Origin of the sequence: Enterobacter sp. LU1, assembly GCF_008271405.2 — a bacterium.
Lineage (GTDB): Bacteria > Pseudomonadota > Gammaproteobacteria > Enterobacterales > Enterobacteriaceae > Enterobacter > Enterobacter hormaechei_C.
In genome coordinates this window covers 189,091-209,258 of the sequence record NZ_CP043438.2, presented here as the reverse complement: position 1 = coordinate 209,258, position 20,168 = coordinate 189,091, and the positions used below count along the sequence as shown (strand labels likewise).

18 protein-coding genes and 4 tRNA genes are annotated in these 20,168 nt (G+C 56.8%); 7 read left to right on the top strand and 15 right to left on the bottom strand.

Annotated elements, in window-relative coordinates; all coding sequences use genetic code 11:
- Positions 1-86: 86 nt before the first annotated feature.
- Complete coding sequence (gene pldA / locus FZF21_RS01005; protein WP_003860803.1) at positions 87-956, bottom strand: phospholipase A; 870 nt, start codon at positions 954-956, stop codon at positions 87-89.
- 160 nt (positions 957-1,116) lie between these two features.
- Here pldA and yigI point away from each other — a divergent pair, with 160 nt between their 5' ends.
- On the top strand, positions 1,117-1,584 hold the full coding sequence (gene yigI, locus FZF21_RS01000; protein WP_006812366.1) for an acyl-CoA thioesterase YigI: 468 nt from the start codon (positions 1,117-1,119) through the stop codon (positions 1,582-1,584).
- 51 nt (positions 1,585-1,635) lie between these two features.
- The gene (gene rarD / locus FZF21_RS00995; protein ID WP_017694744.1) at positions 1,636-2,532 is read left to right on the top strand and encodes an EamA family transporter RarD; all 897 of its coding nucleotides are present in this window, start codon (positions 1,636-1,638) and stop codon (positions 2,530-2,532) included.
- 425 nt (positions 2,533-2,957) lie between these two features.
- Here rarD and corA read toward each other — a convergent pair whose 3' ends face one another.
- The 8 genes from corA to FZF21_RS00960 form a co-directional block, all read right to left on the bottom strand.
- Positions 2,958-3,908 carry a magnesium/cobalt transporter CorA gene (corA, locus tag FZF21_RS00990; protein ID WP_003860807.1) on the bottom strand — a complete coding sequence of 317 codons (951 nt, stop codon included), beginning with the start codon at positions 3,906-3,908 and terminating at the stop codon, positions 2,958-2,960.
- Positions 3,909-4,058: 150 nt separating this feature from the next.
- Positions 4,059-4,115, bottom strand: coding sequence for a YsgD/CorL family protein (gene ysgD / locus FZF21_RS22150; protein ID WP_212743980.1), 57 nt, complete (start codon positions 4,113-4,115; stop codon positions 4,059-4,061).
- Between the two features lie 149 nt (positions 4,116-4,264).
- Complete coding sequence (uvrD, locus tag FZF21_RS00985) at positions 4,265-6,427, bottom strand: DNA helicase II (protein ID WP_149121389.1); 2,163 nt, start codon at positions 6,425-6,427, stop codon at positions 4,265-4,267.
- A gap of 79 nt (positions 6,428-6,506) precedes the next feature.
- Positions 6,507-7,223 (bottom strand): 5-amino-6-(5-phospho-D-ribitylamino)uracil phosphatase YigB, encoded by a 717-nt coding sequence (gene yigB / locus FZF21_RS00980; RefSeq protein ID WP_017383587.1) that lies wholly within the window; start codon positions 7,221-7,223, stop codon positions 6,507-6,509.
- Positions 7,223-8,125 (bottom strand): tyrosine recombinase XerC, encoded by a 903-nt coding sequence (gene xerC / locus FZF21_RS00975; RefSeq protein ID WP_149121122.1) that lies wholly within the window; start codon positions 8,123-8,125, stop codon positions 7,223-7,225. The genes yigB and xerC overlap by 1 nt, the downstream gene beginning before the upstream one ends.
- Positions 8,122-8,829 carry a DUF484 domain-containing protein gene (locus FZF21_RS00970; protein ID WP_015570007.1) on the bottom strand — a complete coding sequence of 236 codons (708 nt, stop codon included), beginning with the start codon at positions 8,827-8,829 and terminating at the stop codon, positions 8,122-8,124. The genes xerC and FZF21_RS00970 overlap by 4 nt, the downstream gene beginning before the upstream one ends.
- Entirely contained in the window at positions 8,826-9,650 is an 825-nt protein-coding gene (gene dapF, locus FZF21_RS00965; RefSeq protein WP_017383590.1) for a diaminopimelate epimerase, read from the bottom strand. Before dapF ends, FZF21_RS00970 begins: the two co-directional genes overlap by 4 nt.
- A 35-nt stretch (positions 9,651-9,685) precedes the next feature.
- The gene (locus FZF21_RS00960) at positions 9,686-9,889 is read right to left on the bottom strand and encodes a lipoprotein (RefSeq protein WP_003860815.1); all 204 of its coding nucleotides are present in this window, start codon (positions 9,887-9,889) and stop codon (positions 9,686-9,688) included.
- 135 nt (positions 9,890-10,024) lie between these two features.
- Between FZF21_RS00960 and cyaY the strand changes: the two genes are divergently transcribed.
- Positions 10,025-10,345 (top strand): iron donor protein CyaY, encoded by a 321-nt coding sequence (gene cyaY / locus FZF21_RS00955; RefSeq protein WP_003860816.1) that lies wholly within the window; start codon positions 10,025-10,027, stop codon positions 10,343-10,345.
- A 277-nt stretch (positions 10,346-10,622) separates the two neighbouring features.
- On the opposite strand, the gene cyaA is transcribed toward cyaY, so the two are convergent.
- Entirely contained in the window at positions 10,623-13,166 is a 2,544-nt protein-coding gene (gene cyaA, locus FZF21_RS00950; protein ID WP_017383591.1) for a class I adenylate cyclase, read from the bottom strand.
- Between the two features lie 350 nt (positions 13,167-13,516).
- On the opposite strand from cyaA, the gene hemC reads away from it, so the two are divergent.
- The 4 genes from hemC to hemY are packed head-to-tail and all read left to right on the top strand — an operon-like array spanning position 13,517 to position 17,611.
- Positions 13,517-14,458, top strand: coding sequence for a hydroxymethylbilane synthase (gene hemC, locus FZF21_RS00945; protein ID WP_017383592.1), 942 nt, complete (start codon positions 13,517-13,519; stop codon positions 14,456-14,458).
- Positions 14,455-15,195, top strand: coding sequence for a uroporphyrinogen-III synthase (hemD, locus tag FZF21_RS00940; protein ID WP_017383593.1), 741 nt, complete (start codon positions 14,455-14,457; stop codon positions 15,193-15,195). The genes hemC and hemD overlap by 4 nt, the downstream gene beginning before the upstream one ends.
- Positions 15,196-15,215: 20 nt before the next feature.
- Entirely contained in the window at positions 15,216-16,409 is a 1,194-nt protein-coding gene (gene hemX, locus FZF21_RS00935) for a uroporphyrinogen-III C-methyltransferase (RefSeq protein ID WP_015570012.1), read from the top strand.
- A gap of 2 nt (positions 16,410-16,411) precedes the next feature.
- Positions 16,412-17,611 (top strand): protoheme IX biogenesis protein HemY, encoded by a 1,200-nt coding sequence (hemY, locus tag FZF21_RS00930; RefSeq protein WP_026080629.1) that lies wholly within the window; start codon positions 16,412-16,414, stop codon positions 17,609-17,611.
- 537 nt (positions 17,612-18,148) lie between these two features.
- Here the strand turns inward: hemY and FZF21_RS00925 are convergent.
- The 5 genes from FZF21_RS00925 to FZF21_RS00905 form a co-directional block, all read right to left on the bottom strand.
- Positions 18,149-18,225 (bottom strand) — tRNA-Pro (locus FZF21_RS00925).
- Between the two features lie 44 nt (positions 18,226-18,269).
- Positions 18,270-18,356 (bottom strand) — tRNA-Leu (locus FZF21_RS00920).
- Between the two features lie 21 nt (positions 18,357-18,377).
- Positions 18,378-18,453 (bottom strand) — tRNA-His (locus FZF21_RS00915).
- Between the two features lie 67 nt (positions 18,454-18,520).
- A tRNA-Arg gene (locus tag FZF21_RS00910) sits at positions 18,521-18,597 on the bottom strand.
- A gap of 102 nt (positions 18,598-18,699) precedes the next feature.
- Entirely contained in the window at positions 18,700-20,085 is a 1,386-nt protein-coding gene (locus FZF21_RS00905; RefSeq protein WP_017693946.1) for an amino acid permease, read from the bottom strand.
- Positions 20,086-20,168: the final 83 nt, after the last annotated feature.

Sequence of the window (20,168 nt, the reverse complement as noted above, 5' to 3'; positions counted from 1 at the left end):
ACCCCATATGCCAGAAATGAAACAGGCGCTATTTTCAGCGCCTGAGAGAGAAACTTCAACGTTTAACGCAAAAACATTCGAGCAGCTTAGAAAATATCGTTCAGCATGACGCCCACACCGACGCGGGTCTGATTGAAATTGTAGTCGATCAGCGATTCGCCATACCCGCTATACACCTGAGTATAAAGACGAACGTGTTTCGTTACCGGGTAGCTCAGGCCCAGCTCTGCACCGCCGTAGCCGGTATTCCAGTTGTACTGGCCTTTGGCGCTCAGCACCGCGTCACCCAGCTGATAGCCCACTTTAAGCTGATAGTAGCCCATATATTTGGTGATATCCGGGTTGTCATCGGTGCTGCCCACCACGTACCACGGCTTCACTTCCACCATGAAATTGCCGTTCTGCGCCATCAGACGCGTATAGATGCGGTTCCAGCTGCGTGAGGTTGGGTCGGAACGACCGTTGGAATCGTGGTTATAGCCCACCTCCACGTCTCGCAGCGTCCAGCCTGCAAACTCATAATCGGTGGCGAAACCGAGGAACAGCTGCGGTTCATAGTTGGTTTCGCGGAACGGTGAAGATTCCCCGCTGTTGGAGAGCTGCCACCATGACTTCTGCGTGTAAGACGCGCCAAGCACCGAGTTCGGCCCCAGGATGCCGCGCCAGAACGGGAAGGCGAGGCTGAGCTGGAACTTCACCTCATCTTTACGCGCATTATCAGACCAGTTATAGGAGCTTATCGCCTCTTTGTTGAGATCGCTGGTCTGGGTGTAGATCACGTAGTTTGTATCATAAGGGTACAGCGTGAACGGATTGTCATGCTCCTGAAGCATATTGGCGATGATGCTGCCCTTAACGGCAGGTTTATCATGCACCTCTTTGATCGTCGCTTCCTGCGCATATGCTGTGAGGGGCAGCGCAACCGCCGCCAGTAACCAACCCAGATACGTCCGCATCGGTGGTGTTCTCCTGAAATGGTGACATTTAATGAATAGTTTTGTCCGGGCATTCTACAGACTTCTGCGATAACTTCCGCTTCCTCGTTTCTTAAAGTGGCATTCCTTTATCCTGAAGCATAAAATCAACATTTTGTTAACAAAAAGGATGCCACGTCAGATGTCAGCCACACTCACCGCCGAAGAAACCTTAAAGCTCGTGGGCGAGATTTTTGTGTACCACATGCCGTTCAACCGTGCACTGGGTCTTGAGCTGGAGCGATACGAAAAAGACTTCGCTCAGCTGAGTTTCAATAATCAGCCAATGATGGTCGGTAACTGGGCGCAAAGCATTTTGCACGGCGGGGTCATTGCCTCCGCGCTGGACGTGGCGGCCGGTCTGGTGTGCGTGGGTAGCACGCTGACGCGCCATGACACCATCAACGAAGATGAGTTACGCCAGCGCCTGTCGCGCATGGGCACCATCGATTTACGCGTCGACTACCTGCGTCCGGGACGCGGAAACCGCTTCACCTGCACCAGCAGTCTGCTGCGCGCCGGGAATAAAGTTGCCGTCGCCCGCGTTGAGCTGCATAACGAAGAGCAGGTTTATATCGCCAGCGCAACCGCCACTTATATGGTGGGTTGAGACGGCAAATTCGGGTAAAATTACTTCACTTTTTTGTAACGGATTTTCCCGATGGATGCTAAACAGACGCGGCAGGGCGTTTTACTCGCCCTTGCCGCTTATTTTATTTGGGGTATCGCACCGGCGTACTTCAAACTTATCGCCTATGTCCCGGCGGACGAGATCCTCACTCACCGCGTCATCTGGTCGTTTTTCTTCATGATTGCGCTGATGAGTATCAGCCGTCAGTGGTCAGGCGTCAAAACGCTGCTGAAAACCCCGAAGAAGGTCTTCTTGCTCGCTCTCTCTGCGGTGCTGATTGGCGGAAACTGGCTGCTGTTTATCTGGGCGGTGAATAACCATCACATGCTCGAAGCCAGCCTGGGCTACTTTATTAACCCGCTGGTCAATATTTTGCTGGGGATGATTTTCCTTGGTGAGCGCTTTCGCCGGATGCAGTGGGTGGCGGTGATTCTGGCCTTCTGCGGCGTGCTGGTACAGCTGTGGACCTTCGGCTCACTGCCGGTTATCGCCCTGGGGCTAGCGTTCAGCTTTGCGTTTTACGGCCTGGTGCGTAAGAAGATTGCGGTGGAAGCGCAGACGGGAATGCTGTTTGAAACCCTGTGGCTGCTGCCTGTCGCCGCGATCTACCTGTTCGGTATTGCCGACAGCGCCACCAGCCACATGGGCAGCAACCCATGGTCGCTGAACCTGATGCTGATGGCCGCAGGCGTGGTCACAACGATCCCCCTGCTGTGCTTTACCGGCGCGGCAACGCGTCTGCGCCTCTCCACGCTGGGCTTCTTCCAGTACATTGGCCCGACGCTGATGTTCCTGCTGGCGGTGGTGTTTTACGGCGAGGTGCCGGGTGCGGATAAGATGGTGACGTTCGCCTTTATCTGGGTGGCGCTGGCCATCTTTGTTGCGGATGCGATTTATACCCAGCGCAGGGTGCGCAAAGGGCTGTGATGTTGCCCTCACCCTAACCCTCTCCCACAGGGGAGAGGGTTCCCCAGTAATTTGAAAGCAAAAGCGATAACGTTGCCTCAGAATAACTGAGGGCTTTACAGGGATGTTACCTCCGCCCGTCCCCGATAAGCCGGAAGGAATAAGCCGAAGGCACCGCGAAGCGGCGATTTTCCGCCGGAAGCCCGGGTCGCCAGGGTGGTGGCGACTGAGCCACCCTGGCACGTTCACCGGTCATGTCGTGACAGAGTAGCAAGGAACATAAAGTGAACGGAATGACCACCAGAGCCGTATGTTCCCCCTCACCCCAGCCCTCTCCCTCAAGGGAGAGGGCTGGGGTGCAGGCATTATTTTGTGGGGAACCCTCTCCCACAGGGAGAGGGAATTCGATCGTAGGGCGGGTAAGCGCAGCGCCACCCGCCAGATTTTTACAGCCAGTTCTTCCGCTTAAAGTACAGATACGGCGCCAGCCCGGCGAGGATCATAAAGATAATCGCCCCCGGGTAGCCAAAGCTCCACTTCAGTTCCGGCATAAACTCGAAGTTCATCCCGTAGCTGGACGCCACCAGCGTCGGCGGCAGGAACACCACGGACACCACCGAGAAGATCTTGATGATGCGGTTCTGCTCGATGTTGATAAAGCCCATCGCCGCCTGCATCAGGAAGTTGACCTTCTGGAACAGGGATTCGTTGTGCGGCAGCAGGGATTCGATATCGCGTAAGATCTCACGCGCCTGCTCCAGCTGACCGCCCGGCAGACGCGCCTTGCGCACCAGGAAGTTCAGCGCGCGCTGGGTATCCATCAGACACAAACGCACCTTCCAGCCGATATCTTCCAGCTCAGCCAGCGTGGACAACGCTTCGTCGTACTCATCGCCCTGATGGCCTTCCATGATCACGCGGCTCAGCTTTTCCAGGTCGCTGTAGATGTTTTCGATTTCATCCGCCAGCTGTTCGATTTTGGTTTCGAACAGATCCAGCAGCAGCTCATAAGCGTTGCCGTCCATCATCGCCTGGCTGCGGGCACGCATACGGTAGAGACGAAACGCAGGCAGTTCGCGCTCGCGCAGGGTGAACAGGCGGCCATCGCGGATGGTAAACGCCACGGTGGAGTTCCCCGCGTGGTCTTCGGCATCTTCGAAAAAGAAGAAGGAGTGAATGTGCAGGCCGTCTTCGTCTTCAAAAAAACGGGCGGATGCTTCGATGTCTTCCAGTTCCGGGCGTGTCGCCAGGCTTTGCCCCAGTTCAGATTGTACGCGAAGGCGCTCATCGTCGTCCGGCTCGACCAGATCCACCCATACGGCATCAATGAGGGGCTGTGACTCTTCGGCTTCAAGCCGAGTCAGTCGGTTATTTTCGAGTTGAAATGCGCTCAACATGACCGGGACTCCCAATGCAAAAAATATCGGACAGTTCGGTGGGCACACAGAAACAAATTGGGTTTCAGACCATTAAACAGCCTGACTCAGCGCGACGGGAATGATGCAGTCGCTGACAACCACTAAGGCCATCAGCAAGAGGAGATAGCCTTAGGAGTTGTTCCTGGATGACAGGGAATTGAGCCAGTATCTACTGGGTGTGTCCAAGGCGAATGTCCTCTTAGCGTAATCGTGCGCGCATGTTACGCCAGCAATAACTGTGGCGTCAACACGCAACGGAACGCTGAAGGGCATTAATTGACCTTCAACGTATAAGGCTAGCAGATTATTACAAAATAGTGATATTTTTCTGAAAGTTACACACTTTCCAGCTTGGCATAGGCTGCCACCAGCCATTTGATCCCCTGCCCCTGGAACGCTACCTGCAAACGGCTGTGCTCGCCGCTGCCTTCCAGGTTGACGATGGTGCCTTCGCCAAACTTCGAGTGGCGCACGCGCTGGCCCAGCTTGTAACCGGTGTCGGTTTCAGAGATCGGCGAGCCCATACGCTGATGGCTGACCGGACGGCTGATGCTGGCGCGCAGGCGCACCTCTTCCACACACTCTTCCGGCAGTTCGCCGATAAAGCGCGACGGACGGTGATAAACCTCTTTCCCGTACAGGCGGCGAGTTTCCGCGTAGGTCAGGGTCAGTTTCTGCATCGCACGGGTCACGCCCACGTAGGCCAGACGACGCTCCTCTTCCAGACGCCCGCCTTCATCCAGCGACATCTGGCTCGGGAACATCCCCTCTTCCATCCCGACGATGAACACCTGCGGGAACTCCAGACCTTTTGCGGAGTGCAGGGTCATCAGCTGAACCGCATCCTGCCAGGTATCGGCCTGCCCTTCACCCGCCTCCAGCGCGGCGTGAGAGAGGAATGCCTGCAACGGCATCAGGTCTTCGTCTTCTTCGTTGTAGCTGAACTGGCGCGTTGCCGTCACCAGTTCCTCTAAGTTCTCAATACGGGTCTGGCCCTTCTCGCCTTTTTCCTGCTCGTACATGGTGCGCAAGCCGGAATCTTTGATCACCCGGTCGGTCTGGACGTGCAGCGGCATGTCGGCCGTTTCCTGCGCCAGCGCGTCGATTAACTCCAGGAAGCGCTGCAATGCGCTGGCGGCGCGCCCGGCAAGGGCTTTTTCCTGTAACAGCTCGCGGCACGCCTGCCACAACGTGAGCTGACGATCGCGCGAGGCCTGACGCACCACGTCCAGCGTACGATCGCCGATGCCGCGCGTCGGCGTGTTCACCACGCGCTCAAACGCTGCATCGTCGTTACGGTTGGCAATCAGACGCAAATACGAGAGCGCATCTTTGATCTCCTGACGTTCGAAGAAGCGCATACCGCCATAAATGCGGTACGGCATGCTCACCTGCAACAGCGCCTCTTCCAGCACGCGCGACTGGGCGTTGCTGCGATAGAGAATGGCACACTGCTCCAGCGCGCCGCCGTTCTCCTGCCAGGTTTTAATGCGGTTCACCACGAAGCGGGCTTCGTCGAGCTCGTTGAAGGCGCAGTAAATCGAAATCGGTTCGCCGTCGACGCCATCGGTCCACAGCTTTTTACCCAGGCGCCCGTTGTTGTTCTCAATCAGGGCGTTGGCCGCGCTCAGAATGTTGCTGGTAGAACGGTAGTTCTGCTCCAGACGGATGGTTTGCGCGCCGGGGAAATCGTTGAGGAAGCGCTGGATGTTCTCCACCTGCGCGCCGCGCCAGCCGTAGATAGACTGATCGTCATCGCCTACGATCATCACCTTGCCGGTATCCCCGGCCAGCAGGCGGATCCAGGCGTACTGGATGTTGTTGGTATCCTGGAATTCGTCCACCAGGATGTTGGTAAAGCGTTCACGGTAGTGTTGCAGGATATACGGTTTGTTCAGCCACAGCTCGTGGGCGCGCAGCAGCAGCTCGGCGAAATCCACCAGACCGGCGCGATCGCACGCTTCCTGATAGGCCTTGTAGACGTTCTGCCAGGTCTGCTCGACCGGGTTACCGAAGCTCTGAATATGATGCGGACGCAGCCCTTCGTCTTTCTGACCGTTGATGTACCACATCGCCTGACGCGGCGGCCACTGCTTCTCATCGAGGTTCATCGCCTTGATCAGGCGTTTCAGCAAGCGCAGCTGATCTTCGCTGTCGAGGATCTGGAAATCCTGCGGCAGGTTAGCGTCCATATGGTGCGCGCGCAGCAGACGGTGCGCCAGGCCGTGGAAGGTGCCAACCCACATGCCGCCCTGGCTGGTGCCCATCAGCTGCGCGATACGGTGGCGCATCTCCGCCGCCGCCTTGTTGGTGAACGTCACGGCCATAATCGAGTACGGCGAGCAGTTCTCCACGCTCTGTAGCCAGGCGATACGGTGAACCAGCACGCGCGTCTTACCACTGCCCGCTCCAGCCAGTACCAGCAGGTTTGTACGCGAGGCGGCAACCGCGTCACGCTGTTTATCATTAAGGCTGTCGAGCAGGTAAGAAACGTCCATTGGCACCGTCACGTCATGTCGGGCAGGCAAATGTTTCCATTCGCCAAAACCCTGTTAATTTATACAGAACAATTGATGATTATATCAGCGTCGTGAGGGATGCCAACCGTGAAATTTCCACGTGCGGCAGAAGACGGCTATCCGGGGTAGTCATCAGATCGGCATTTTCCGGCTTGATCCAGCAGGCCTGCATGCCGCAGCGGATCGCCCCGGCGACGTCCGTGGTCAGGTCGTCGCCCACGTGCAGGATCTCACCGAGCGGCAAATCCAGTTTTTCCGCTGCCAGATGATACATATCGTTGAACGGCTTCGAGCGTCCGTGCGGGCCCGCGCGCAGCACGAACTGAAAATAGTTCCCCAGACCAAACAGTTCAGGCTGAGCGTTGCCGTTGGTGATGGCCACCAGCGGCCACTTTTCGGCGAGCTTCGCCAGCGTGTCGTGGGTCTCCTGCGGCACGTCGATCCGACTGCGCCATTTGGCGAAGTTTTCCATGGCCGCTTCGGCCCCCGTGGCCGCATCCTGCGCGCTCAGGCCGGCGTTGAGCATCGCCTGCTCAACCGCACGGCGGCGCCATTCGGTCACGTCGTGGTAAATCTCCGGTTCGGTTTCCCGCAGGGACTGACGCAGCTGCTGGAAGTCTTTGTTCTGCATCGCTTTCAGCGCAGGATGGTAGTTCTGCACAAACGCCAGCGACTCCTGCTCGGTACGCAGGATCACCGGGCGGTTATCGTAAAGAGTGTCATCAAGGTCAAACGTCAGGGCTGATATCTGACCGAGTGGGCGGTAAAAACGCATTATTTCCCCCGTTTGGCGCGTGGATGCGCCGCGTCATACACCGAGGCAAGGTGTTGGAAGTCTAAGTGGGTATAGATTTGGGTGGTCGACAGATTCGCGTGACCAAGCAGCTCCTGTACGCCGCGCAGGTCGCCGCTTGATTCCAGCATGTGCGTCGCAAAGGAGTGGCGCAGCTTGTGGGGGTGAACGTGGCTGTTCAGCCCCTGCTTAATGCCCCACTCCGCAAAGCGCTTCTGCACGTTACGCGCCGAGATCCGCTTGCCGAGTTTCGACAGGAACAGCGCATCTTCGTCGGCGCCAAACAGCCCGCGAAGGTCCAGCCAGTGCTCAATCCAGGAGACCGCATTGCGGCCGATCGGCAGGCGGCGCTCTTTGCTGCCCTTGCCCATTACCCACACCTCGCCGGATTCTAGATCGAGGTGCTTTAAGTCGAGGTTCACCAGCTCAGAGAGACGCAGGCCCGCGCCGTACATCACCTCCAGCATCGCGCGGTCGCGCACGGCCAGCGGATCGTTAAGATCGATATCCAGCAGGCGGTTTACGTCGTCGACGTCGATATTTTTCGGCAGATGACGCGGGGCTTTCGGCGTGGCGATCCCTTTTGCCGGGTTGGCTTTCAGACCGCCCTGACTGACCAGCCAGTCGAAGAAACTGCGCAGGGCAGAGAGCCGGAGCGCCAGGCTCGCCGGGCTGAGATTTTTTTTACGGCTACGCACGACGAACCCGCGTACCGTGGCGGCGTCACATTGTTGCCAGCTTTTCAGGCCGATTTCATCGGCAATCTGCATGATGGCATCAAGCTGACGCTGATAGTTGAGCAGCGTAATAGGGCTGAGCTGGCGTTCCATGCCCAGATAGCGCAGAAAGCGGTTGACGTCAGTGGCGAGCAATCCGTCCGTCATACGCGCTCAATCCAGCGCTCCAGCAGCTCAGGCAGCATCAGGGCGATCTCCTGCAACAGTTGCGTGCCCTGCCCCTGTTCATAATGATGCGCGTCGCGGCTGGTAAATAACATCACGCCCAGGTCACCATCGCGCCCCATCAGCGACATCGCCACCGAGCCGATAGCTTTGGCTTCCGGCAGCACCACCAGCAGTTCTGGCCCGTTAAGCGGCCCCAGATAGTGGTGCTCATGGCCCAGACGCTGAATGCGCAGCGGCTCAAACGCCTGACGGCTCAGCGCCAGATGGGTAAACCCGGACGGCGCGCCAATGCGCCAGCGGTCAGGGAAGAGACGGATCGTCGCGCCTGCCAGCCCCAGCTCGCGCGCCCAGCGGTGGAAGCGGTTGAGGAACTCTTCGAGACTGTGCGCGGAAGCCAGACGCGCCTGAAGGTGCAGAAGACGGTAGAACAGGCTTTCGTTATTGCTGGCCTGCTCCATCAGCAGCGTCATGTTCTCTTCGAGCTGATTGATGTGGTTGCGCGAGCGCGCCATGTGCCATTCAACCAGCGACACGGTCTCGCGAACCGGATGCGGCACGCGCATCCGTTCGACGACGCGTGCATTGCGGATAAAAAACTCAGGATTGTGCAGCAGGTAATCCACAACAGCGCTGTCGTCCAGCTCTGATACAGGTTCCCGCAGTTCTTCCCCTGGTTGCTTCATAGATGGATAAACCCGTCATAAACATGTGTCGCCGGGCCAGTCATGTACAGTGGATGACCCGCTCCTTTCCAGGCGATATCAAGACGTCCGCCCGGTAATTCCACGCGAACCTCTTCTGCCAGTAACCCCTGTGAGATACCGACGGCCACCGCCGCACAGGCACCGCTTCCGCAGGCCTGGGTTTCGCCCGCGCCGCGCTCGTAAACCCGCAGGCGAATGTGTTCACGCTTCACCACCTGCATGAAACCGATGTTCGCCCGCTCCGGGAAGCGCTCGTGGCTTTCCAGCACCGGGCCGAGCGTTTCAACCGCCGCGGTTTGCACATCATCCACCTGAATCACGCAGTGCGGGTTACCCATCGAGACGACGCCGCACAATACTGTCTGCTCGGCGGCACGCATAATATAGGTCTTTTCCGCTTTGTTGGCGCGAAACGGCACGGCAGAGGGGTCGAAGTTCGGCTCGCCCATGTTCACGCGCACCAGTTCGTCGTCGGTGACGCTGAGCACCATCCGGCCGTTGGCGGTGCTGACGCGGATATCGCGCTTGTTGGTCAGCCCTTTCAGCCGAACAAAGCGGGCAAAACAGCGCGCGCCGTTGCCGCACTGGGAAACTTCGCTGCCGTCGGCGTTAAAAATGCGGTAGTGAAAGTCCAGGTCAGGATCGTAAGGCGGCTCCACCACCAGCAACTGGTCAAACCCCACGCCCACGTGTCGATCCGCCAGGCGACGGATCAATTCCGGGGAGAAAAAGACATTCTGCGTTACCGCGTCGACGACCATAAAGTCGTTGCCAAGGCCATGCATTTTAGAGAACTGCATCATTTGCTCCATTGCGCGGGTACAGAACGTAATTGTCAGAGATTGACCTGAGTCGGGCCGCCGTTATTGCCGCGATCGTTGGTATCCGGCGTAGATGACTCGATACCACTTTGCACCGGTTTTGTCGGCGGTGGTGCGTTTTTATCCTCTGGCGGGAAGTACAGTGGTCCCTTCAGTCCACAACCGGTCAGGCTAAACAGAGTGACAAGAACGACAAGCGTTCGGAAGACGTTTTTCATGTAGAGGTTGCCCGTAAGTTCAAATCTGTTTCTATCATCGCAGGAGAAGACACAAAAGCAAGAGTTTGCCGCTTTCCTGCAACGGGAATTATTTAGCGTTATACTGCCGCCATCACGAAAAACAGGAATAAAACCATGAACGACAGTGAATTTCATCGCCTTGCCGATACCCTGTGGATGACCATCGAAGAGCGTATCGACGACTGGGACGGCGACAGCGATATCGATTGTGAAATCAACGGCGGGATCCTGACCTTAAGCTTCGAAAACGGCAGCAAGATTATTATTAACCGTCAGGAGCCGCTTCACCAGGTGTGGCTGGCGGCGAAACAGGGCGGCTATCACTTTGATCTGAAAGGTGACGAGTGGGTCTGCGATCGCAGCGGCGAAACGTTCTGGGATCTGCTGGAGCAGGCAGCGACGGCGCAGGCGGGCGAGGACGTGAGTTTCAGGTAGTTGCGTTGCCCGGTGGCGGCTACGCCTTACCGGGCCTACAACGACTCGAACCGTAGGCCGGGTAAGCGTCAGCGCCACCCGGCAACAGCGGCTCAAACCGTAGGCCGGGTAAGCGTCAGCGCCACCCGGCAACAGCGGCTCGGACCGTAGGCCGGGTAAGCGATAGCGCCACCCGGCAACAGCGGCTCAAACGTAGGCCGGGTAAGCGATAGCGCCACCCGGCAACAGCGGCTCAAACGTAGGCCGGGTAAGCGATAGCGCCACCCGGCGAAAAGCCTCAGGAAAAATACTGCTGCAACAGCGGCGCAGTTTCCTGGTTAGCGGGCGCCGCAGGGGTAATCGCCTGCGTACGGAACGGGATCACCTGCGCTCGCCCATCCACATTCACAATCTGGTAGAACTGCGGCAGGTTGAAGTTGATAAAGCTTGAGCCGTAGGTAAAGCGATCGTGCGAGGACGAATAGAAGCGGCTGACGTCGCGCACCAGCTCCTCTTTGCTGCCTTCGCAGTGGTGATACACCTCGGCACGGTTGGTTTCATCCAGAATGTAGATGTTAAACCCGGCGTTATCGCCCGACTCTTCGAAGAAGAACTGAATAATCCCTTCACTCGCAAAGCCATCCACCACCTGCGGCAGCTTAACGTGATTGGTTTCCACCTGAACCGACAGGCCATGCAGTTTGTTGTGTGAAATCGCGCCGTAGAATTCAATGGCGTTTTCCAGCTTCTGCACCGACACGTTCAGGCGCTCAAAGAACAGCCCCCAGGTCTGGCCGGAGACGCGCAGCGCTTTAAAGCGCCCGGTTTCCTGTCGGGTGCTGGAGAGACGCAGTTCGATGCACTCAGACACCAGCTGCTGAACGCGGGTACGAATCAGGCCGCGCAGGTGCTGACTGTAGCAGAACACCTCCACGCTGTCCGGCGGTGCGGCGTCCTGGTGCATCTTGCCGAGGATCGTTTTCAGCGCCTCGATCATCGCCTGCTCGCCGTTAAAGTGCAGGGTACGCACTTCGTTCCACGAGTTGCGGTACAGCAGATCCACGCTGCCCACCAGGCAGTTTTGCTGCTCGCCAAAGCTAAAGACGTCCAGCTTGCGGAAGTCAAAGTGAACCACCTGATTGCGGAAGGCCGCCGTCGGGTCGTATTCCAGGTTGACGATGATCGCCAGATGGCGAATCTCACACGGGCTGTAGAGCGCTTTTGGCGTCGGCGCAGGCAGACGCAGCGGGAAGTGGTGCGAGACATCCGCCACCATCTCCTGCAACTTGGCTAAATCGACCACCTCGTTGCCTTTGATAAACAACCGGGTACGTGAGGTGAGAAGGCCGTTAAACCAGGCCCAGGCCACCAGCTTGTTCAGGTAGCGGTTATATTCCAGCGGCTGATGGCTGATGATCGAATCCATGCTTGGCGCACGGTTGTACAGATACCACCCGGTGCGGTTCGCGCGGCCCGGCGGCACGTAGATAAAGGTCAGATTCGGTTCAGACAGGTCAGGCGAAATCTGTGGGTTAACCAGCGTTACCTTGCCCGGCAACGCTTCAAACGCGGCGTACAGTTTACGGGTCAGCACCCCGATATCCTGTGGGCTGGCAGAAACGCTAAGGTTGTTACGGCGGGCAAAGCGGATCAGGTTGCGGTAGCTCTGCATCATCGCATCAAGCAGTTCGTTGTGCGCCTCACGCACCTGATCGATCTTCCAGTTGGCGCGGTTGTCGAGCATGGCGAGACGCTCTTCGTCCCATCCCCACTCTTTGACTAACTGGCTGACGACTTCACGACGCCAGCCCACGCAGGCGCGTTCGCGGCTCAGTTTTTCACAGACTTTGAGATAGAAACATCGACGCACCAGGTCAAGACGCGTGGCGTCCTCAATGGCTGTCAGGTATTCGGTGACGCGTTCCAGCATCATGCAGTAGGCATCAAGCCCGTAGGAGACGATCTCCCCGTCGTGCAGACGCTGTTTAATATCTTTCGCCAGCAGGCGCGGCGTGGGGTATTCCCAGGAGTAGGCTTCCAGCAGCAGGGTTTTCAGCACCGCTTTGTACGGTGAATCAATGCTCTTATAAAGCTGCCAGAGGCTTGCGCCAAAGTACTCTTCGGCGGACAGGGAGCTCAGGCCGCCCAGATCCAGCCACTCGTTTGGCGTCAGAACGCCCTGCGAGTAAAGCGACATGACGTAGTCGTCATAATTCTCTTCTTCATCGCACGGCACCATATTCCACAGAATACGTTTCCCGGCCAGGCGAACGGCAGTACGGTAAAACTCATCCAGCAACAGGATGTGCTGAGTCGAGCCGCAGTCTTCACCACCCAGACTGCCGCTTTCGTTATGGCGGAAACGGTTTTCATCAATCAGGAAGAAGCTCACTTCCACGCCGAGCGACGCCGCCCAGCTCTCCAGCAGGCTGCATTTACGCTGCAACAGCTGGCGCTCTTCATTGTCGAGCCAGGACTGATGGCAGACCCAGATATCCAGGTCAGAAGAGCAACTTTGCCCAACCGATGACGTGCTGCCCATGGAGTAAACCCCGGTAATCGGCAGCTCGCCTTTCGGCGAATCCTGCGGCGGCATACCACGGTAGAGTTCAAGTTCAGTCAGGTAATGCTGTTGGGTTTCATCAGGCGTGAAGAGGCAAATGCCCTGGGGAACGTTACCATCAAGGTAACCCGGCATCAGCGGATGGTGATAGTGCAACAATGTTGGCAGTAGACTGTATACCTGCTGGAAAGCAGGGCCCATGGCAGCAAGCGCGCGATCCACACGCAATTGATTGATGGCATCCAGTCTCTGTTTCAGAGTCTCAATATAGAGGTACAAGACGTATCGCCTGATGTTTCCGGGTGTCGCACGCCAGTCAGAACACAAAAAGCAGCGGACCCGCAGTATTTCAAAAAATAACCGTTACCCTTTTTTCGCCTTTTGCTTTTCTGGTGGTACAGACGAAAAAATGGTCTAAAACGTGATCAATTTAACACCTTGCCGGTTGACCGTAAAGAAAGATGCGCTACATACAAGTGTAGCACCGTTCTTGACGTGTAAATTCCTGAATACGGCGATGGCTGACGAGTACGCCGCCCTGTCCCTCTCACTCTTCATCAACCGTAAAACTGCCATCCGAGTGTCAACAATGTTAGGATGGTTAGCGATTGATAATGACGGTAACAAGCATGTTAGACAATGTTTTGAGAATTGCCACACGCCAAAGTCCTCTTGCACTCTGGCAGGCACATTATGTTAAGCAGCGCCTGGAAGCCTGCCACACCGGATTACGCGTTGAGCTGGTGCCAATGGTCACGCGTGGCGATGTCATTCTGGATACGCCGCTGGCCAAAGTGGGCGGAAAAGGTCTGTTTGTCAAAGAGCTGGAGCTGGCATTGCTTGAAAACCGCGCCGATATCGCCGTGCATTCGATGAAGGATGTGCCCGTTGAGTTCCCGGAAGGGCTGGGGCTGGTGACCATCTGCGAGCGCGAGGATCCGCGCGATGCGTTTGTCTCTAATCGCTATGACTCGCTCGATGCGTTGCCGGCAGGCAGCGTGGTCGGCACGTCAAGTTTACGCCGCCAGTGTCAGCTGGCTGAACGTCGCCCGGATCTGGTGATCCGTTCGCTGCGCGGGAACGTCGGCACACGCCTTGGCAAGCTGGATAACGGCGACTACGATGCCATTATTCTTGCGGTTGCGGGCCTGAAACGCCTGGGGCTGGAAGAACGCATTCGCGTCGCGTTGCCGCCGGAGCTGTCGCTGCCCGCCGTCGGCCAGGGTGCCGTCGGCATTGAGTGTCGTCTGGTTGATGCGCGCACTCAGGCACTGCTCGCGCCGCTGAATCATGACGATACCGCCGTTCGCGTAAAAGCCGAGCGCGCGATGAATACTCGCCTCGAAGGAGGCTGTCAGGTGCCAATTGGCAGCTATGCTGAATTAACTGACGGTGAGCTGTGGTTGCGTGCGCTGGTTGGCGCGCCGGACGGCTCACAGATGGTTCGCGGTGAACGTCGCGGCAAGCCGCAAGATGCCGAGGCGCTTGGCGTATCGCTGGCGGAAGAGCTGCTGAATAACGGCGCGCGTGAAATTCTGGCTGAGGTCTATAACGGAGAGCCCCCTGCATGAGCATACTTGTCACCCGCCCTTCTCCCGCAGGAGAGCAGTTAGTGAGCCGTCTGCGCGCACTGGGGCAGGTGGCCTGGAGTTTTCCGCTGATTGAATTCTCCCCCGGTCGCGAGCTGCCTGAGCTCGCTGACCAGATGCGTCTCTTGCAGGAAGGCGATCTGCTCTTTGCGCTGTCGCAGCATGCCGTGGAGTTTGCCCATGCGCAGCTGCAACAGCATGCCGTTAGCTGGCCTCACGCCCCCCGCTATTTCGCCATCGGGCGCACCACAGCGCTGGCCTTACATACCGCGAGCGGAATCGATGTTCGTTACCCGTTAGATCGGGAAATCAGCGAAGTCTTGCTACAATTACCTGAATTACAAACCATTGCCGGAAAGCGCGCGCTCATTTTGCGCGGCAACGGTGGCCGCGAACTGCTGGGCGAAACGCTGCGCGAACGCGGCGCAGACGTGACGTTTGTGGAGTGCTATCAGCGCTGTGCGAAACACTATGATGGCGCGGAAGAAGCAATGCGCTGGCACGCCCGCGGTATTAATACGCTGGTGGTCACCAGCGGTGAAATGTTACAACAGCTTTGGTCGCTGATTCCGCTTTGGTATCGCGAAAACTGGTTACTCCGCTGTCGGCTTCTGGTCGTCAGTGAGCGTCTGGCGAACCACGCCCGGGAACTGGGCTGGCAGGATATTCGGATCGCTGAAAACGCCGACAACGATGCGCTGCTGCGCGCATTACAATAACTCTCAAATGGGAAGCCATAATGACGGAACACGAAAAATCCTCCGCCGTGGTTGAAGAGACCAGGGAGACTGTGGACACCACGTCACAGCCAGAGACGACAGACACAACCGTTGAGAAGAAAAACGGCAGCAATAAAACCAGCCTCACGCTGAGCGTGATTGCCATCGCGATTGCGCTGGCCGCAGGCGTGGGTCTCTACGGACTGGTGAAGAAACAAGGCACCAACCAGACGGCCACCAGCGACGCGCTGGTTAACCAAATCACTGCCCTACAGAAAGCGCAGGAGACGCAAAAAGCTGAGCTGGAAGGCGTGATCAAACAGCAGGCTGCCGCCCTCGCCGACGCGAACAGCAAACGTGAAGAGTTGACCAAACAGCTGAGCGAAGTGCAGGAAAAAGTCGCCACAATTTCAGGAACCGATGCCAAAACCTGGCTACTCTCACAGGCCGATTTTCTGGTGAAACTGGCCGGGCGCAAGCTCTGGAGCGATCAGGATGTCACCACCGCCGCCGCGCTGCTGAAAAGCGCCGACGCAAGCCTGGCTGACATGAACGATCCGAGCCTCATCAACGCACGCCGCGCTATTACGGAAGATATCGCCAGCCTGTCTGCGGTTTCTCAGGTCGATTACGACGGTATCATCCTTAAGGTGAATCAGCTCTCGAACCAGATTGATAACCTTCAGCTGGCCGATAACAACGACGATGACTCCCCGATGGATTCCGACGGTACCGAGCTGTCCAGCTCCCTGAGCGAATGGCGTATCAACCTGCAAAAGAGCTGGCAGAACTTTATGGACAGCTTTATTACCATTCGCCGCCGCGATGAAACTGCCGTGCCGCTGCTGGCGCCGAACCAGGACGTCTATCTGCGCGAAAACATTCGTTCCCGCCTGCTGGTGGCTGCCCAGGCCGTACCGCGTCACCAGGAAGAGACCTACAAACAGGCGCTGGATAACGTTTCAACCTGGGTACGTGCTTACTACGATACCAATGACGCCACCACGACCGCGTTCCTTGAGGATATCGACAAGCTGAGCCAGCAAAACATCACCATGAACGTGCCGGACAAGCTGGAAAGCCAGCCGATTCTGGAGAAGCTCATGCAGACGCGCGTGCGTAACCTGCTGGCCCAGCCGGGCGTTCCGGCAGAGCGTCCGGCTGAAGCACCTGCCGCCGCGCCAGCGCCTGAAAGCGCGCCGCAAGGAGAGTAATGATGCTAAAAGTCTTCTTACTCTTCATCCTGCTGATCGCCGGGATTGTACTGGGGCCGATGCTCGCGGGTCACCAGGGTTATGTATTGATCCAGACCGATAACTACAATATCGAAACCAGCGTAACAGGGCTGGTGATTATCCTGATCCTGGGTGTGGTCGTTCTGCTGGCAGTGGAGTGGCTCCTGCGTCGTATTTTCCGTACCGGCGTACATACGCGCGGCTGGTTCGTTGGCCGTAAGCGCCGTCGCGCCCGCAAGCAGACCGAGCAAGCGTTGCTGAAGCTGGCCGAAGGCGACTATCAGCAGGTTGAAAAGCTGATGTCGAAAAATGCCGACCATGCAGAACAGCCGGTTGTTAACTATCTGCTGGCCGCTGAGGCGGCGCAACAGCGAGGCGATGAGGCCCGCGCCAATCAGCATCTTGAACGCGCGTCTGAGCTCTCTACTAAAGATCCGATTCCGGTTGAGATCACCCGCGTTCGTCTGCAACTGGCGCGCAATGAAAACCATGCCGCTCGTCACGGCGTTGACCGTCTGCTGGAAATTACCCCTCGTCATCCGGAAGTGCTGCGTCTTGCTGAGCAGGCATATATTCGGACCGGCGCCTGGGGCTCGCTGCTGGACATTATCCCTTCCATGGCGAAAGCCGACGTGGGCGATGATGAACATCGTGATGAACTTCAGCGTCTGGCCTGGATTGGCCTGATGGATCAGGCGCGCGCCGATCTCGGCAGCGACGGCCTGAAAACCTGGTGGAAAAACCAGAGCCGCAAAACGCGCCAGCAGGTTCCTCTTCAGGTGGCGATGGCAGAACATCTGATTGAGTGTGACGACCATGACACCGCGCAGGAGATCCTCCTCGACGGTCTCAAGCGACAGTATGATGACCGCCTGGTGATGGTCATCCCGCGTCTGAAAACCAACAATCCGGAACAAATTGAAAAAGCACTGCGCCAGCAGATCAAAACCGTGGGCGATCGTCCACTGCTGTGGAGTACGCTGGGCCAGTCTCTGATGAAACACGGCGAGTGGCAGGAGGCGAGTCTCGCCTTCCGCGCTGCGCTGAAGCAACGTCCGGACGCATTTGATTACGCCTGGCTTGCTGATTCGCTGGACAAGCAGCACAAGCCGGAAGAGGCCGCAGCCATGCGCCGTGATGGGCTGTTATTGACGTTGCAAAATAACGGAACGCAGCAGTAATTAACAGGAGGCCAGATGGCCTCCTTTTTTACGCCCATAAAAAAACGCCTGCTATAAAAGCAGGCGTTAAAACAGGTCTGTAAGACAACATACTTGGTGCTTCACTCAACGTTGTGTCCATGGTGTCTGATGAGGCCGAAGCGACATCTGTCAGTGGACGATAAGCACCGTAAACGGCTCTGCGTCATTCCTGAGTTTATGAGGCCTTAAGGCGAACATAAGAGATGGAATGAGCATCTACACGCACATTATTGCATGTAATGTGCCAGGTTTACACGCAGAACTTTTACATCGCGCAACATTTTAAGATAAAAGGAAATTATGCTGTTAAGAACCGCCTGAAGCCATACAACATCGCGCTGAAGGCGGCGATATGTCGTCACCAGGAGACAGGTTAAGAGGTAAAATAATAAATTCTTAAATATTAACGGGTTATATGTCGCTGAATCGCGACAAGGATATAGAGTGTTGTCGGGGAAGGACTACAGGATAAAAAACGCAGAAAACAAAAAACCCCGCCGAAGCGGGGTTCAAAATTGGTCGGCGAGAGAGGATTCGAACCTCCGACCCACTGGTCCCAAACCAGTTGCGCTACCAAGCTGCGCTACTCGCCGATGTACTGCTTTTTTGAATTTTTAGTTCAACTCATTAAAAGTCGTGGTGCGAGGGGGGGGACTTGAACCCCCACGTCCGTAAGAACACTAACACCTGAAGCTAGCGCGTCTACCAATTCCGCCACCTTCGCAATTCACAACTCTTTCAATAATGGGGTGGCTAATGGGATTCGAACCCACGACAACTGGAATCACAATCCAGGGCTCTACCAACTGAGCTATAGCCACCACTGTATTCTTTCACGCGGTTCTGACTACTTCTCAGACCACCGCAGCTCTAGCGCCGGGACTAAAATGGCGCGCCCGACAGGATTCGAACCTGAGACCTCTGCCTCCGGAGGGCAGCGCTCTATCCAGCTGAGCTACGGGCGCTTAGCGCCGTTGCGGGGCTGGATATTACGTACCTCCGTCCCCGCTGTCTAGTGCTTTTTTGAAAAAAATGCGCGTTTGGTTATGGTTTGCACATTTTGCCGCTTATTCCTCCACTTTATGGGCGGAGCCACGGCGGCCCAGGCCAAAAAGTTTATATGCAGCTGTGACGGCAGCCAGGAAGATCATCCCGACAAACAGCGACATGCGGGTATCTTCATTAAAGTACATTCCAATTAATACGCAAATCAGGAACGCCATCGTCAAATAGTTCGCATACGGGAACAGAATGGAGCGGAACGGATGGCTGGCGATCGCTTTTTTGTGCGCCTGTCGGAAACGCAGCTGGCTAATCAAAATGACAAACCACGGTACCATTCCCGGCAGCACGCTGGCGCTATAGACGTAAACAAACACGCGCTGCGGATTCGGGATGATGTAGTTCAGGCAAGAGCCAATCAGCAGAATCACAATCGACACCGCTACGCCCGCCACCGGTACACCCACGCGGGAGACTTTACCCATCACCGCCGGCAGCTGTTTGTTTTGCGAGAGCGCGTAAAGCATACGCCCGCAGCTGTACATCCCGCTGTTACAGCCGGAGAGCGCCGCCGTCAGTACCACAAAGTTGATAATGGCGGCCGCCGCCGTGATGCCAATCTTAGCGAAGGTTAAGACAAACGGGCTGCCGGTGGTGCCGATCTCGTTCCATGGGAAAATGGTCACGATAACGAAGATCGCGCCCACATAGAAAATCAGGATACGCCACAGCACCTTGCCTACCGCGCTACGCAGCGTGACCTGCGGGTTTTTCGCCTCACCTGCGGTAATGCCGATCAGCTCAACGCCCTGATAAGAGGCGACAACGATACAGAGTGCGGTCAGGAAGCCTTTCCAGCCGCCGGCAAAGAAGCCGCCGTGTCCGGTCAGGTTACCGAAACCAATCGCGTGCCCGCCGTTACCGAAACCAAAGAAGATGACACCCAGACCCACAACAATCATCACGATAATGGTGGTGACTTTGATCATCGCAAACCAGAACTCGATTTCACCGTAAAGGCGAACGGCGGCAAGGTTCGCCAGCGCCACAAGCCCTACGGCGATGAGCGCGGGTATCCACTGGGCCATCTCCGGGAACCAGAACTGCACGTAGACCCCGATGGCGGTGATCTCCGAAATCCCGACGGCCATCCACATAAACCAGTACGACCAGGCCGTGAGATAGCCAAAGAACGGGCTCATATAACGGTGGGCGTAAACGGCGAAAGAGCCCGTTACCGGCTCCAGAAACAACATTTCGCCCATTGAGCGCATGATGAAGAAGACGAACAGCCCGGCAATAATATACGCCAGCAGGACGGAAGGCCCCGCCCATTTCAGCGTGCTTGCCGAGCCCATAAACAGGCCAACGCCGATAGTCCCGCCCAGCGCGATCAATTCAATATGTCGAGCTTCCAGCCCACGCTGAAGCTCCGGTTTTTTCTCTGCCATAAATCCTCGGTTGTGTTTGCTGTTTCCCGACTTATTGCCGGGTATTGTTTTGAGGGGTACTGAAATACGGAGCGAATGGTTTC